We start from the raw sequence: 12,876 nt of genomic DNA, 5'->3' as shown, positions 1-12,876 counted from the left end.
ACAGTCAGCAAATCATTGACTGACCCACCGCTATCGGGAGCAAGCCCCCTCCCACCAAGCCCCCTCCCACATAGTCCTCTGTGTTCTTCAGGTATTGAACAACCCACCCATTATTTTCAGGCGCTTTTTATAGACCCGCCGCGCCTCCAACGCCTCCTCCAAAGTCACCGCGATAAACCCCGCGCGCTGGTTCGGCTGCATCTGCCCGATCAGATCCAGGTCGGCGCTGATCACCGTGCCGATCATCGCGTAGCCGCCACCCGATACCGCATCCCGATGCAGCACAATCGGCTCCAGCCCGGCCGGCACCTGGATCGAGCCAATCGGGTAGCAACTGTCGACGATATTGGACGGATCCGACCCGGCACCAAACGGTTGCTCCCTGGGTTGAAAGCTCAACGCACTACCGCCCTTGAATCGGTAGCCGATACGGTCCGCCTCGGACCCGACTGTCCAGGGTTCGGCAAAGAAGCTGCTTTTCGCCGCGTCGGCCAACCGCTCGTAATACAACCCCGGCACCACCCGTAACGTCACATCACCGCCGACCGACCGCCGCAGGGCCATCGGCAGACTATTGCCCGCCCGCCCCCGCCCACTGGCCTCGCCGATCGGCAGTTCATCGCCTTCCTGCAAACGTCGCCCGGCAAACCCACCGAGCCCGCCAAGGGTGTAGGTCGAGCGGCTGCCGAGCACCAGCGGCACATCAATGCCCCCGGCCACGGCCAGATAAGTACGTGCGCCCGCCTTGGGAAACTCAAAGCGCAACACCTGCCCGGCACGGACCTGGAACGCAGTGTCCTGATGCACCACTTCGCCATCCAGGCGCGGCGACATCAGCGCGCCGCTGAGCGCCACCAGCGCGTCCTGTTGAAACTCAAGCTGCGGGCCGATCAACGTGCACTCCAGGCCCGCCGCACCGATCGGGTTGCCCACCAGGTGGTTGGCCGCACTCAACGCATACTGGTCCAGCGCACCCGACGGGGGGATGCCCAAGTGGTAATAACCTTCACGCCCCAGGTCCTGCACTGAGGTAGCCAGGCCGGGTTTGAGCACCTTGATCATGCCAGTGCCTCCTGCAGGGTTTTCGGGTAGCCGATGGGGTCGGCGAGAAATGCGTCGAGGGAAAATTCCACTGGGCGAATGCGCAGGTCGAAACGGCCGGCCTCGACCTCGGCGACGGCCAAGTCGTAGGCCTCGCGGTCCAGGGGCTTGAACTGCACGATGTCACCCGGCCGGAAGAACACCATGCGCTCCTTGAGATAGGCCAACTGCTGCGCCGGGTCATAGATGGGGGCCGGGGTCACGCCGAACATCTGGTAACCGCCGGCGCCGCGCACCGAGTAGATGCAGCCAAAGCATCCGCCATGGCCCAGGGTCAGCTTCGGCGTGTCGGTGCGTGGGCGCAGGTACTTGGGCACCTGCAATTGGCGCTCGCGCTCGACCATCTGGAACATGAACGGCAACCCCGCGACAAACCCCACCATCGACACAAACCACGGTGCGCCACTGTGCGCGGCGATAAACGCGGCCACATCGGCCAGGCCATTGATGCGGGCGGCGTACTCCAGATCGGTGCTGCCGGGGTCTTGATGGCGGTCGCGAAAACGCATCAGGGTTTCATGGGTCCAGGGGTCGTTGTAGAGCACCGGGATTTCGATGATGCGCGTGTGCAAGGTGCGTTCGGCCACCGCCTGGGCTTCGGCGCTCTGCACCGCGTCAAGCAGCACATGGGGCGCGATGCGGTCAGGGTCGAAGCGGATCTGGAACGACGCATTGGCCAGGCACACATCCAGCACGCCTTCCAGGGCCAGGCGTTCAACGGCGCGGGTCACCGCCATGCCTTTGAAAAATGCCTGCAGGGACATGCTGTCGCTGACCTCGGCAAACAGGTGTTCATCACCGCCGAAGCTGTAGCGGATGGGGGACGTTTCAGCCATGTCTGTTCCTCTTGGAATCATTGTAGAAAGGCAGGCAAAAAATAATCGGGCGTTTTTTTAGTGTGGCGTTCTGACGATGATGCCCGCCTCGTCCAAGGCTTCACGGGTGGCTTCCACCAGCTCCAGCGCACCCGGGGTGTCGCTGTGCAGGCAGATCGAATCGAACTCGATAAACAGATCCTCACCTTCTACGGTACGCACCAGGTTGGTCTGACAGGCACGCAGGACGCGTGCCGCGACCGTTGCAGGATCGAGCGCACGCACCTGGCGGGTAAATACGATGGAGCCGCTCAAGTCGTATTCACGATCGGCATAAAACTCGCGCACCACCGGTTGCCCCAACTCCTTGGCCACTCGCCAGATCACCGAATTGGGCATGCAATACAACCGCAACGTCGGCTCGATGATTTGCAGGTTCTGCACCAGCAGCCGCGCCGCGGCTTCGTCGCGGGCCAGGTGCATATAAAGCGCGCCATGGGGCTTGATGTGTTGCAGGGTCAACCCTTGGGCGCGAGCCATTTCGCGCAGGGCGCCGAGTTGGTAGAGCATGTCATCCACCAGCTCCTGGGCCGGTGCGTTGATATGCCGGCGACCGAAACCCACCAGGTCGCGAAAACCCGGATGGGCACCGATGGCAACGCCCAGTTGCTTGGCACGCTCGACCGTACGGCGCATGGTGCCGGGGTCGCCGGCGTGAAAGCCGGTGGCGATATTCGCCGAGCTGATGTAGGCCATCAACTGCGCATCGACACCGTCGCCAATGGTCCAGGGGCCGAAGCTTTCGCCCATGTCCGAGTTTAAATCCACTGCCTGCATCGGGGTCGCTCCGCCAAAAGATGATGGCTGAAAGTAGGCTGTGTCTTGACCCCTTGGGAAGATCTATTATCAGATGGCTCATCTTCTGAAAAACAGATAGCTCACTGCATTGGAGTGGCAGATGTCCCTGACCTTGCGCCAAGTCCGCTACTTCGTGGCCACCGCCGAGATCGGCCAGATTTCCCAGGCGGCGATTCACCTGAACATCTCCCAGTCGGCCGTGACCACCGCAATCAAGGAACTGGAGGCCATGCTTGGCGTGCAACTGTTCGTGCGCTCGGCCCAGGGCATGAACCTGACCGACGCCGGCCGGCACTTTCTCAACCGTGCCTACGTGATCCTGCGCAGTGTCGACGACGCGCTGAACAGCCCCTTGCCCGACTACCGCGCCAGCGGTGTGCTGCGCGTAGCCGCCAGCTACACGGTGCTGGGTTATTTCCTGCCCCACCACCTGCAACGCATGGAACACTGGCACCCGGACGTCAGCATCGAGGTCTTCGAGCAGGAGCGCCAGGCGATCGAACAGGGCCTGCTCGATGGCCAGTTCGATATGGCCGTGGTGCTCACCGCCAACCTCACCCATGCCGATATCGTCTCTGAAACCCTGTTCAACTCGGAACGCCGCCTGTGGCTGCCCAGCCATCACCCGCTGTGCGAACGCAGTGCCGTAAGCCTGGCGGATGTGGCGCAGGAACCCTACATTCTGCTCACCGTCGACGAGGCCGAACACAGCGCCATGCGCTACTGGGAACAGGCCCGGCAAACGCCCAAGGTGCGGCTGCGCACCAGTTCGGTGGAGGCGGTGCGCAGCATGGTCGCCAACGGCAGCGGTGTGGCGATTCTGTCAGACCTGGTCCACCGGCCGTGGTCCCTGGAAGGCAAGCGCATCGAAACCCTGACCGTCACCGACCCGGTCACCCCCATGAGCGTGGGCCTGGCCTGGCACCGCGAGCGTGCCTTCACCCCGCCGATGCAGGCGTTCCGCGATTACTTCCACGACGCCTTCCTGGCGCCGCAGCAATTATCGGCACGTCGTTAATACCGAGCTTGCAGGATGGCCGCCAGCCAATCCATGAACACCCGCACGCGCAACGGCAGATGGCGCTGGCCGGCGTACAGCAAGGACACGTCCAACGGCGGCGCCGGGTAATCCGGCAGCACCGCCACCAGTTCTCCACTGCCCAGTAACTCTTCAATACCGAGGCGCGGCACCTGGATGATGCCGAATCCGCCCAGGCACGCGGCCTGATACGCATCGGTGCTGTTGACGGTGACGCGCCCGGCCATCGCCACGCGCTCCACCTTGTGGCCCTGCTGATATTCGAACCCTGTCGAGCGTGCGCCCAAGGGTCTCACGTAGTGCACCAATTGATGCTCGGCCAGGTCAGCCAGGGTCGTGGGCATGCCATAACGTTGCAGGTAGGCAGGGCTGACGCAGTTGACCATCGGCATGCTGCACACGCGGCGTGCGACCACGGTTTGGTCGGGTTGCGCGCCGACACGCAACACACAATCGAAACCTTCGGCAATCAGGTCGACCTGGCGGTCCGTACTGCTGATTTCCATCTCGATCAGTGGATGGCGCTCCAGGAATGCGGGCAGGTGCGGCAAGAGCATGTCCCGCGCCAGCACGTTGGGCAGGTCCACGCGGATACGCCCGGCCAGTTGCGTTTCATCCTGGCGGAACAAGCCTTCCAGCTCCTCCATATGGGCCAGCAGGTCCTTGCTGCGTTCATACAAGACTCGGCCGTCCTGGGTCGCCTGCACCTTGCGCGTGGTGCGCTGTAACAAACGTGCGCCGAGCAGTTCCTCCAGTGCCTGCACATGTTCGGAGACGGTGGAGCGCGGCAGGCCGAGGCTGTCGCCGGCCTGGGTGAAACTCGACAGTTCGGTCACGCGCACGAAGGTGCGCAGCAGCTCAAGTTTGTTCATGGGATTGTTCGCCTTATCCGGCCAGTGATTCCGGTATAGCGCTGTTTATCACGTTATGAACGGACAAATACACTTCCTCTCACTGATCACCTGAGAGGACATCACCATGACCCGTAAAATCGCACTGATTACCGGCGCCAGCCGCGGCCTGGGCAAAAGCGCCGCGCTGCACCTGGCCGCACAAGGCATCGACATCATCGGCACCTACCATAGCGCCGCCGCCGAAGCCCAAGCGGTGGTCGAGCAGGTTCAAGCCTTGGGCGGCCGTGCCGCCATGCTGCAACTGGATGTCAGCCGCAGCGACAGGTTCGAGGGCTTCGTCGGCGAAATCACCACTGTGCTCAAAGATGTTTTCGCACAGGATCACTTCGATTTTCTGATCAACAACGCCGGCATCGGCGCCCACGCCAGTTTTGCCGAGACCACCGAGGCACAGTTCGATCAGTTGGTGGCAATCCAATTCAAGGGGCCGTTTTTCCTGACCCAGAAACTGCTGCCGCTGATCCGCGATGGTGGCCGCATCATCAATATCTCCAGCGGCCTGGCGCGGTTCAGCCTGCCGGGGTATGCGGCGTATGCTGCCATGAAAGGCGCGATGGAAGTCCTCACCCGCTATCAAGCCAAGGAATTGGGCGGGCGTGGCATCAGCGTGAATGTCCTGGCGCCCGGCGCCATCGAAACCGATTTCGGCGGTGGCGCCGTGCGCGACAATCAGGCGCTGAATGCGATGGTCGCCCAAAACACCGCCCTGGGCCGCGCCGGCCTGCCGGACGATATCGGCGGGGCCATTGCCAGCTTGCTGGCCGATGGCAGCCACTGGATCACCGGCCAACGTATCGAAGCCTCGGGCGGCATGTTTCTGTAAGGTTCAAACGCCGCTGCGTTGCACCCACTCGCCAAGCACCGTGCCCAGTTCGACCGTGCCTTGGCGAGGGGTGCCTTCGAATTCGATCCAGCCTTCGTTAAAGCCGTTGATCATCTGAATCCGCGGTAGCGGGTTGCGCATGCCTTGGCCGCTGAACAGTGCATGCCAGGTCGCCTGGGGAACCGCTTCTACGTCGACCGGTTTGCCGAGCACGCGGGCGAATTCGGCGGCCAGCTGGTACGGGGTGATGCGCTGCGGGCCTTCCAGTTCCACGATACGCGGGCTGGGTTCCAGCAGCAGTTCAGCCGCCACGCGTCCGACATCCGCCGTGGCAACCATCGGCACCGGTTTGTCCAAGGGTTGCAGGAAACTTGAGATCCGCCCTGCCACCGCCGCCTCGACATCCCACGATGCATTTTCCATGAACCAGCCGGGGCGCAAAAACGTCACCGGCAACTCCAGGCTGCCCACCGCTTCCTCCAGCAGGTGCAGTTGGTTGAGCAGGTTCGGTTGCGTGGCCTGGGCGCCGATGGTGGACAGGCATACCACCTTGCCAGGGCGTGCGCACGCCAGGGCCTGACGGATGTTTTCCACCACCCGGCGGGTTTCCGGAAAGCCCGGCGATGGGTCGAAATTCGACGGCAGCATGATGAACACGCCCGTCACCCCGGCGAAGGCTTCCGCCATGGCTTGCGGGTCATCCACCTCCGCCACGGCCACCTCACAGCCGCGCGCGGCCCAACTGACGCCCTTGTCGGCGCTGCGCACTACGGCGCGTACCGGCTGCCCAGCGGCGAGCAGTGTGCGGGCAACGGCTCCGCCGACTTTTCCAGTGATACCTGTGACTGCATACATCAGTGTTCTCCCCTGCAAAGGCGACTCGTGTCGCGATGGGGAAATTATCCTGCGCAACCGTAGGATTCTTCGATAGCATCAGTGTCATTGCATACCTGACGGAAAATCATCAATGAGCTTTGATCCGAGCCTGGCCGGTGGCATGGGCGTGTTGGCGGCGGTGGTCGACAGCGGCAGCTTCGCACGCGCTGCCGACAGCCTGGACATGACGGCCTCCGGTGTCAGCCGGGCGATTTCGCGCTTGGAGAAACGCCTGGGTATTCGCCTGTTCGACCGCACGACACGGTCGGTGCAATTGACCGATGAAGGGCGACGTTTCTATCAACACATCGCGCCTCTGCTGGCGGGCCTGGAAGAGGCGGCCAGTTCGGCGGCCGACAGCGCCCTGACAGTGCGCGGGCGCCTGCGGGTCAATATCGACCCGTATTTTTCGCGGCTGGTGCTGGGCCCAGTGCTGGGTGACTTCATGCGCCGCTACCCGCAATTGCAGTTGGACCTGCACACCCGCGACCAACTCGGCGACCTGGTGGCCGACGGTTTCGACCTGGCGGTTCGCTTCGGCATCCCGCAATCCTCCTCGCTGATCGCCCGTCAGTTGATGGAGGTGCGGGTGCTCACCGTCGCCGCCCCCGCTTACCTTGAACAGTACGGCCGACCTGCCGTGCCCCAGGATCTGGAACACGGCCATATGTGCCTGGATTTTCGCGACTCACAAACCGGTCGCCCATTTGCCTGGGAATTCCACCGCCCCGGCGAGCGACTGACCGTGCGTACCGATGGTCGCCTGGTGGTCAACGATGCCAGCACGTTATACAGCGTGTGCGAGCACGGCCACGCGGTGGCCCAGATGCTCGACCTGGGCCTGGCCCCGGCGCTCAAGGCCGGCAGTCTGGTGGAGTTGTTTCCCGACTGGCCTGACGAGCGTTTTCCACTGTATGCCTACTATCCTTCGCGGCATTTGCCCGCCGCCAAGGTGCGGGCATTCCTGGACTTTGTCGGCTCGCTTACCTGTCTGTAGGCGCTCGCTTGTTGTGGCGAGTAAGCTTGCTTGCGCTGGGGTGCGAAGCGCCCCTGAAAGCGGGCGCCAGCTGCGCTGTCGTACGGGAGCAAGCTCCCTCGCCACAGCATGCTAGCTCCTACATGGGATAGCGTTTTTGTTGCGGATTTTTTCCCGAATGACGTCATACCCCCAGTGATACACATAGGTGTACGGCAGGAAGAACAGCAGTACGCCGATGTCGAGCATGAACGCCTGCATCAGGCTGATATTCAGCCACGCCGCGATCAAAGGCACCGCGACGATAATCAACCCGCCCTCAAACAACAGCGCGTGCAACACCCGCGTCCATGCGCCGCCGGCCAATTGCAGGCGAACCTTCAGGCGGTCGAACAGGCTGTTGAAAATGATGTTCCAGGTCAGCGCCAACAGGCTCAGCCCGAGGGTCACCGCGCCCATTTCCAGGGCCGGCCGGCCGGTGATCCACACCAGCAGCGGTGTGCAGATCAACAAGGCCAGGCCCTCAAAACCCAGGGCTTGACCGATACGTTCAGTAATCGACTTGGTAGGGTGCATAACCTGCGCTCCGTGAATGGCGATGGTTGCGATAATCCCGCATCGAACCGATACTTCATAACCAGTAACCATCGATAAAGGCGATAGTCATGGCCTCCAATGAAGTGCTGCAGGCGTTTGTGCAAGCGGCCACCCAAGGCTCGTTCTCCGCTGCGGCGCGCAAGCTGGGCAAGAGCCAGTCCACCGTCAGCGCGGCGGTCGCCAGTCTTGAGATTGATCTGGATGTGGTGCTGTTCGATCGCAGTAGCCGCAAGCCGACGCTCACGCCTGCCGGCCATGTGCTGCTGCAACGGGCCGAGCAGGTGCTGGAGGCCAGCAGTCGCCTGGAAATGGCCGCCAATCAACTGGCCCAGGGGTTGGAGCCCAAGCTGAGTATCGCCATGTCCGATACCTACCAGTCCGACCGTTTCGAGGTCGCCCTCAGCGCGTTTGAACAGCGCTACCCGGACCTTGAGCTGGAATGCCTGATCGCCGAATGCGAAGACCTGATCGCCTTGGTGCAAAGCGGTCGGGCCCAGATAGCGTTTATCGAGCACCAGGAGGTGTATCCGCCGGACCTGACCCGTGCGCCCGTGGAAGAGAGCACGGAAATTGCCCTTTTCGTGTCACCGAAACATCCACTGGCCGGGCTCGACACGCTGACCGCGCACGCCCTGCAACAACACCGCGAATTGCGCCTGGCAAGCATCATCAACCCGAATGAAACCCGTGCCAACGGCCGCGTCTGGTCGGCTCCCAGTTACCTGATGCTATTGGAGATGGCTCAATTGGGCTTCGGCTGGGCACCGATTCCGCGCTGGCTGGTGGAACGCTTTGGCGGCGGGCAATTGGTCGAGCTCAAGGCCCGCGGCTGGCCGCGTTCGGTGGCGGTGGATGCGCTATGGTCACGCCACCACCCGCCGGGCCCTGCCGGGAGTTGGTTGTTGGCCAAGATGTTGGAATGATATTTCCCACCCAATAAAAATGTGGGAGGGGGCTTGCTCCCGATAGCGGTGGGTCAGTCACCCAATACTGTGACTGACACCCTGCTATCGGGAGCAAGCCCCCCTCCCACATTTGATCTTTATCGCGCAAGGGATTCGAGGTTGGCCAGGCGGTTTTCGAGGAAGCGTTTCTCGGGGATTTGCTGGGTCAGTGACAGGGCTGTTTCATAAGCCGAACGTGCTTCTTCCACCCGCCCCAACTGTCGGTAAAACTCCCCCCCGCGCCGAATGCGCCAAGTGGTAATCCAGCAGCTCTCCACGCGCCAGAATCGTCTCGACCTGCTGTAGCCCCGCCCCCGGCCCCTCGCACATCGCCACCGCTACGGCGCGGTTCAACTCGATCACCGGCGACGGCACTTGCCGAAGCAATACATCGTAAAGCCCGACAATCTGCAACCAGTCGGTGTCCTCGGCGCTGGCCGCCTCGGCGTGCACCGCAGCAATCGCCGCTTGCAGGCAGTATGGCCCGAAACGCCCGGTGGTCAGTGCCTGTTCCACCAGCGCGCAGCCTTCAGCGATCAAGGAGGCGTCCCACAAATCGCGGTCCTGCTCCTGCAACAACACCAACTCACCCGCGGCCGAGGTGCGCGCCGCTCGGCGGGATTCATGCAACAGCATCAACGCCAGCAAGCCCATGACTTCTGGCTCCGGCAGCAACTGCGCGAGCAGGCGCGTCAGGCGGATGGCTTCGCGGGTCAGCTCTTCGCGGGTGAGATCGGCGCCCATGGACGCCGAATAGCCCTCGTTGAACACCAGGTAAATCACCTGCAATACGCTGTCCAGACGTTCGGGCAACTCCGCCAAAGACGGCACCTGATAGGGGATTTTCGCTTCACGAATCTTGCCCTTGGCGCGCACGATGCGCTGGGCGATGGCGGTGGGCGAAGCCAGAAAAGCGCGGGCAATTTCCTCGGTGGTGAGGTCGCAGATCTCACGCAACGTCAGCGCCGCCTGGGCATCGGCCGCCAACGCCGGGTGACAGCAGGTGAAGATCAGGCGCAGGCGATCGTCTTCCACGTCTTCCTCATTCCAGTCAACCGCTTCCAGCGCGTCAGCCTGCTCCCGCAGTAAGGGGGTAAACCGGGCCTGGCGGCGCAGGCGGTCGATGGCTTTGAAGCGGCCGGTGGAGACCAGCCAGGCACGCGGATTGTCCGGCACACCGTCCTGTGGCCAGCGCTGCACCGCGACAAAAAACGCTTCGTGCAGGGCCTCTTCGGCGAGGTCGAAATCACCGAGCAAGCGAATCAGCGTCGCGAGTACGCGCCGTGATTCGCTGCGGTATATCGCCTCGATCGGCAGCGTCAATCGGTCATGCCCTGGGTCACCAGCGTCACCAGGCGGTCCAGGCTCTGGCCCCAGCCATCATGAAACCCCATGGCCTCGTGGGCCTGTTTGTCTTCAGCATTCCAGTGCATGGCGCGAGCGGTGTAGCGGGTTTTACCGTCGAGCTCTTCGAACGTGACCTCGGCGGTCATGAACGGCTTGCCTGAGGGAATCCAGCCAGGCATGAAGGCATCGGTAAACACCAGCCGGTTGGGCGCATCGATTTCCAGGAAAACGCCCTGGGTTGGATACTCACTGCCATCCGGGGCACGCATGAGGGTGCGAAACAGGCCACCGACCCACAGGTTCATTTCGCACTCGGGGGTGGTCATGCCATGCGGTCCCCACCATTGTTTCAACAATTCAGGCGTGGTCCAGGCGCGGAAGACACGACTGCGCGGGGCGTCGATCACGCGGCTGATGGACAGTTCGAAGGGAGCTTGGGTACTCATCGCCAATCCTCTTGGGTTTTTATGATTATGCTGGTCAGAGTTTCAATTCACGCACGGGACGCACTTCCACACTGCCGACCCGCGCCGCCGGAATACCGCCGGCCACCTGGATCGCGTCGTTCAGGTCCCTGGCGTCGATCAGGTAGAACCCGGCCAATTGCTCCTTGGTTTCAGCAAACGGCCCATCGGTGATCGACAACTTGCCATTGCGCATGCGCACGGTAGTGGCGGTGGTCACCGACTCCAGCGGCTCGGCGGCAAGCATGCGGCCGCTGGCCTGCACGGACTGCGCGTAGGCGAAACACTCCGGGTCCTGGGGGCTGTCCGGCGAGCTGTGCAACACCTGTTCGTTGCTGTAGATCAGGCAGAGGTATTTCATGTGCGTCTCCATTTGCGGACTCATGACTATAGTTCGGCTCAAGGTTTCAGCTCGAACAAGGCGACGCCGCTTTGCATATCGAAGGGCGCCGACCAATGCTCATGCACCACCTTCCATTGGCCATCGAGGCGCTGGTAACCGGCCGTCACCCGCATCCAGCACGCCTTCACCACGCCATCCGGCCCGGCACCGCCGCAATGCGCCAACCAATGGGCAAAGGCGCTATCCGCGGCTTCTACAATGCGCAGTTCATGAAACTCGAAAATACCCGGGCCGGGACAGTGCTCCATGCACGCTTCCCAGTGGGCGCGATAGGCGGCCTTGCCCTTGAATTGCAACGCGGCAACGGCGTCGAACGAGACGATATCGTCGGCGTAAAAGCTGACAATTTTATCGATATCCCGGGCAAGCACAGCTTGCTTCCATTGATCGATCAGAGAGTGGATGGCAGTGCTCATAGTGATACTCCTTTTTTTTGTGGGGAGAGAGGTAAACATCACGAAGTGCACCCTTAGTCGAATCAGCCCTGGCTCAATCGACAGCCCGCTGAAAAATAATTTAGCCGCCTGCAAAACCGTTAGAATTCGCGCCTCTCTGTAGTCTTTGGGATGCACCGCCAATGGAAACCCGCCTCGTCCCCTATGAGACGTTGAGCCTTGTGCAAAAACAGCAGCTCAATACCCTGCAAGTGCATCCCGAGCAGTTGGCATTTTCCGGCGACATCGGCTGTGCGCTGAACAGCCTGCTGGTCAATCCCAACCCCGCCGCGATCAAAGGCTTCGCCCTGCTTGCCGACGACCGGCCTGTGGCCTTCATGCTGCTCAAACGCCCACCGTGCCTGCCTCATTGGGCTGATGAACACAGCGCCACGCTGCACGCCTTGCAAGTGGAACGCACCCAGCAAGGACGCGGCTTCGGCAAGGCATGCCTGCACGCGCTGCCGGCAGCGGCGATACGGGCCTGGCCGCAGATCAAGGGCTTGGAGTTGTCGGTGGACGCGAACAATGTGGCGGCGATGGGGTTGTATCGGGCGGCTGGATGGGTGGATAGCGGGGAGGCCTACAAGGGCCGGGCTGACTATGAGCGCAGGTTGAGATGGACGTTCAGCCCGTCGATGTAACGTAAACATGACTGTTTGACGGCCAGGTCATGTTTACGTGACATCGACCCACAGCCGTTTCAGGACTTGGTTTCAACCGGCAACCAGATCTCCACCGTCCCCGTGCCCTTGCGCACATCGAAATCCGCGCTATAGCGCTCGAAATCCGCCCCGGCCACCTTGAAGCCCGAGTGCGGCAACCACTCGAACATGATGCGCTCGTAGGTCTGCTCAAGCGCTTGCACAGGGCCGTGGTGCGAGAATACGGCGTAGTGATGCGGGGGAATTTCCAGGGTTTCGAAGTTGCCCGGTGCATCGCCCTTGCTCGGGACTTCCACCCCGGCCATGTAATCGAACTCGCCGTGGTGAGGGTTATGACACACCCCATAGGTCACACCGCCAACGCGCTTCTTGATGTCCTTGATGCAGCTATCAAACAGCTCCCACAACTTGGGGATATCCCCCACGGTAGCTTTTGAATAGCGCCCCTGCACACCCGCAATCACCAGCGCTTTACCGTCCTCCATGCGTGGCTCGAGCGGTTGTTTTATCTGCTGATCCATACGAACAGTCTCCTTCTTGTGAGGGAACAAGCCCGCATCGAGTATAGGGGTATATCCGCGCTGCACACCATGCAGAAAATTTTCCTACGCATCTGGACA

15 protein-coding genes and 1 pseudogene are annotated in these 12,876 nt (G+C 61.9%); 5 read left to right on the top strand and 11 right to left on the bottom strand.

Features of this window, described 5'->3' with window-relative positions; translation table 11 throughout:
• Positions 1-87: 87 nt before the first annotated feature.
• From MJP36_RS08865 to MJP36_RS08855, 3 genes are read right to left on the bottom strand one after another with little or no spacing between them, the layout of a single operon-like run.
• Positions 88-1,062, bottom strand: coding sequence for a 5-oxoprolinase subunit C family protein (locus tag MJP36_RS08865; protein WP_060757220.1), 975 nt, complete (start codon positions 1,060-1,062; stop codon positions 88-90).
• Complete coding sequence (locus MJP36_RS08860; protein ID WP_244385195.1) at positions 1,059-1,937, bottom strand: 5-oxoprolinase subunit B family protein; 879 nt, start codon at positions 1,935-1,937, stop codon at positions 1,059-1,061. Before MJP36_RS08860 ends, MJP36_RS08865 begins: the two co-directional genes overlap by 4 nt.
• A gap of 57 nt (positions 1,938-1,994) precedes the next feature.
• Entirely contained in the window at positions 1,995-2,753 is a 759-nt protein-coding gene (locus MJP36_RS08855) for a 5-oxoprolinase subunit PxpA (protein ID WP_198760702.1), read from the bottom strand.
• Between the two features lie 121 nt (positions 2,754-2,874).
• Here MJP36_RS08855 and MJP36_RS08850 point away from each other — a divergent pair, with 121 nt between their 5' ends.
• Positions 2,875-3,792: a LysR family transcriptional regulator gene (locus MJP36_RS08850; protein WP_060757217.1), complete on the top strand. Its 918-nt coding sequence runs from the start codon at positions 2,875-2,877 to the stop codon at positions 3,790-3,792.
• On the opposite strand, the gene MJP36_RS08845 is transcribed toward MJP36_RS08850, so the two are convergent.
• Positions 3,789-4,685 (bottom strand): LysR family transcriptional regulator, encoded by an 897-nt coding sequence (locus tag MJP36_RS08845; RefSeq protein WP_244385194.1) that lies wholly within the window; start codon positions 4,683-4,685, stop codon positions 3,789-3,791. The genes MJP36_RS08850 and MJP36_RS08845 overlap by 4 nt on opposite strands.
• 106 nt (positions 4,686-4,791) lie before the next feature.
• Between MJP36_RS08845 and MJP36_RS08840 the strand changes: the two genes are divergently transcribed.
• Complete coding sequence (locus MJP36_RS08840) at positions 4,792-5,550, top strand: SDR family NAD(P)-dependent oxidoreductase (RefSeq protein ID WP_161549332.1); 759 nt, start codon at positions 4,792-4,794, stop codon at positions 5,548-5,550.
• A gap of 3 nt (positions 5,551-5,553) precedes the next feature.
• On the opposite strand, the gene MJP36_RS08835 is transcribed toward MJP36_RS08840, so the two are convergent.
• Complete coding sequence (locus MJP36_RS08835; RefSeq protein ID WP_161549333.1) at positions 5,554-6,405, bottom strand: NmrA family NAD(P)-binding protein; 852 nt, start codon at positions 6,403-6,405, stop codon at positions 5,554-5,556.
• 112 nt (positions 6,406-6,517) lie between these two features.
• On the opposite strand from MJP36_RS08835, the gene MJP36_RS08830 reads away from it, so the two are divergent.
• Positions 6,518-7,423, top strand: a complete 906-nt coding sequence (locus tag MJP36_RS08830; RefSeq protein WP_090369003.1) for a LysR family transcriptional regulator — start codon at positions 6,518-6,520, stop codon at positions 7,421-7,423.
• Positions 7,424-7,534: 111 nt separating this feature from the next.
• Here the strand turns inward: MJP36_RS08830 and MJP36_RS08825 are convergent, their stop codons facing one another.
• Complete coding sequence (locus tag MJP36_RS08825) at positions 7,535-7,978, bottom strand: multidrug/biocide efflux PACE transporter (RefSeq protein ID WP_060757212.1); 444 nt, start codon at positions 7,976-7,978, stop codon at positions 7,535-7,537.
• An 89-nt stretch (positions 7,979-8,067) separates the two neighbouring features.
• Here MJP36_RS08825 and MJP36_RS08820 point away from each other — a divergent pair, with 89 nt between their 5' ends.
• Positions 8,068-8,922 (top strand): LysR family transcriptional regulator, encoded by an 855-nt coding sequence (locus tag MJP36_RS08820; RefSeq protein ID WP_060757211.1) that lies wholly within the window; start codon positions 8,068-8,070, stop codon positions 8,920-8,922.
• Between the two features lie 119 nt (positions 8,923-9,041).
• Here MJP36_RS08820 and MJP36_RS08815 read toward each other — a convergent pair.
• The 4 genes and pseudogenes from MJP36_RS08815 to MJP36_RS08800 form a co-directional block, all read right to left on the bottom strand.
• A pseudogene (locus tag MJP36_RS08815) lies at positions 9,042-10,266 on the bottom strand (RNA polymerase sigma factor).
• Complete coding sequence (locus tag MJP36_RS08810) at positions 10,263-10,736, bottom strand: SRPBCC family protein (protein ID WP_161549336.1); 474 nt, start codon at positions 10,734-10,736, stop codon at positions 10,263-10,265. Before MJP36_RS08810 ends, MJP36_RS08815 begins: the two are co-directional and overlap by 4 nt.
• Positions 10,737-10,770: 34 nt before the next feature.
• Complete coding sequence (locus tag MJP36_RS08805) at positions 10,771-11,115, bottom strand: YciI family protein (RefSeq protein ID WP_060754082.1); 345 nt, start codon at positions 11,113-11,115, stop codon at positions 10,771-10,773.
• A gap of 38 nt (positions 11,116-11,153) precedes the next feature.
• Positions 11,154-11,573, bottom strand: coding sequence for a YybH family protein (locus MJP36_RS08800; RefSeq protein WP_244385193.1), 420 nt, complete (start codon positions 11,571-11,573; stop codon positions 11,154-11,156).
• Positions 11,574-11,734: 161 nt separating this feature from the next.
• Here MJP36_RS08800 and MJP36_RS08795 point away from each other — a divergent pair, with 161 nt between their 5' ends.
• On the top strand, positions 11,735-12,235 hold the full coding sequence (locus MJP36_RS08795) for a GNAT family N-acetyltransferase (RefSeq protein ID WP_244385192.1): 501 nt from the start codon (positions 11,735-11,737) through the stop codon (positions 12,233-12,235).
• A gap of 59 nt (positions 12,236-12,294) precedes the next feature.
• Here the strand turns inward: MJP36_RS08795 and MJP36_RS08790 are convergent, their stop codons facing one another.
• Positions 12,295-12,777: a GyrI-like domain-containing protein gene (locus MJP36_RS08790; RefSeq protein ID WP_090368994.1), complete on the bottom strand. Its 483-nt coding sequence runs from the start codon at positions 12,775-12,777 to the stop codon at positions 12,295-12,297.
• Between the last annotated feature and the right edge of the window lie 99 nt (positions 12,778-12,876).

The organism is Pseudomonas palleroniana (genome assembly GCF_022836895.1).
In the GTDB taxonomy this organism is placed as follows: Bacteria; Pseudomonadota; Gammaproteobacteria; order Pseudomonadales; family Pseudomonadaceae; genus Aquipseudomonas; species Aquipseudomonas palleroniana.
Note: the sequence above shows the minus strand (reverse complement) of the source record. Positions and strands in the feature narration are given on the sequence as shown.

What these genes read in the sequence shown, in the direction of transcription:
- MJP36_RS08865 (WP_060757220.1), bottom strand. Translation starts at nt 1,062, where the DNA reads ATGATCAAGGTGCTCAAACCCGGCCTGGCTACCTCAGTGCAGGACCTG.
- MJP36_RS08860 (WP_244385195.1), bottom strand. Translation starts at nt 1,937, where the DNA reads ATGGCTGAAACGTCCCCCATCCGCTACAGCTTCGGCGGTGATGAACAC.
- MJP36_RS08855 (WP_198760702.1), bottom strand. Translation starts at nt 2,753, where the DNA reads ATGCAGGCAGTGGATTTAAACTCGGACATGGGCGAAAGCTTCGGCCCC.
- MJP36_RS08850 (WP_060757217.1), top strand. Translation starts at nt 2,875, where the DNA reads ATGTCCCTGACCTTGCGCCAAGTCCGCTACTTCGTGGCCACCGCCGAG.
- MJP36_RS08845 (WP_244385194.1), bottom strand. Translation starts at nt 4,685, where the DNA reads ATGAACAAACTTGAGCTGCTGCGCACCTTCGTGCGCGTGACCGAACTG.
- MJP36_RS08840 (WP_161549332.1), top strand. Translation starts at nt 4,792, where the DNA reads ATGACCCGTAAAATCGCACTGATTACCGGCGCCAGCCGCGGCCTGGGC.
- MJP36_RS08835 (WP_161549333.1), bottom strand. Translation starts at nt 6,405, where the DNA reads ATGTATGCAGTCACAGGTATCACTGGAAAAGTCGGCGGAGCCGTTGCC.
- MJP36_RS08830 (WP_090369003.1), top strand. Translation starts at nt 6,518, where the DNA reads ATGAGCTTTGATCCGAGCCTGGCCGGTGGCATGGGCGTGTTGGCGGCG.
- MJP36_RS08825 (WP_060757212.1), bottom strand. Translation starts at nt 7,978, where the DNA reads ATGCACCCTACCAAGTCGATTACTGAACGTATCGGTCAAGCCCTGGGT.
- MJP36_RS08820 (WP_060757211.1), top strand. Translation starts at nt 8,068, where the DNA reads ATGGCCTCCAATGAAGTGCTGCAGGCGTTTGTGCAAGCGGCCACCCAA.
- MJP36_RS08810 (WP_161549336.1), bottom strand. Translation starts at nt 10,736, where the DNA reads ATGAGTACCCAAGCTCCCTTCGAACTGTCCATCAGCCGCGTGATCGAC.
- MJP36_RS08805 (WP_060754082.1), bottom strand. Translation starts at nt 11,115, where the DNA reads ATGAAATACCTCTGCCTGATCTACAGCAACGAACAGGTGTTGCACAGC.
- MJP36_RS08800 (WP_244385193.1), bottom strand. Translation starts at nt 11,573, where the DNA reads ATGAGCACTGCCATCCACTCTCTGATCGATCAATGGAAGCAAGCTGTG.
- MJP36_RS08795 (WP_244385192.1), top strand. Translation starts at nt 11,735, where the DNA reads ATGGAAACCCGCCTCGTCCCCTATGAGACGTTGAGCCTTGTGCAAAAA.
- MJP36_RS08790 (WP_090368994.1), bottom strand. Translation starts at nt 12,777, where the DNA reads ATGGATCAGCAGATAAAACAACCGCTCGAGCCACGCATGGAGGACGGT.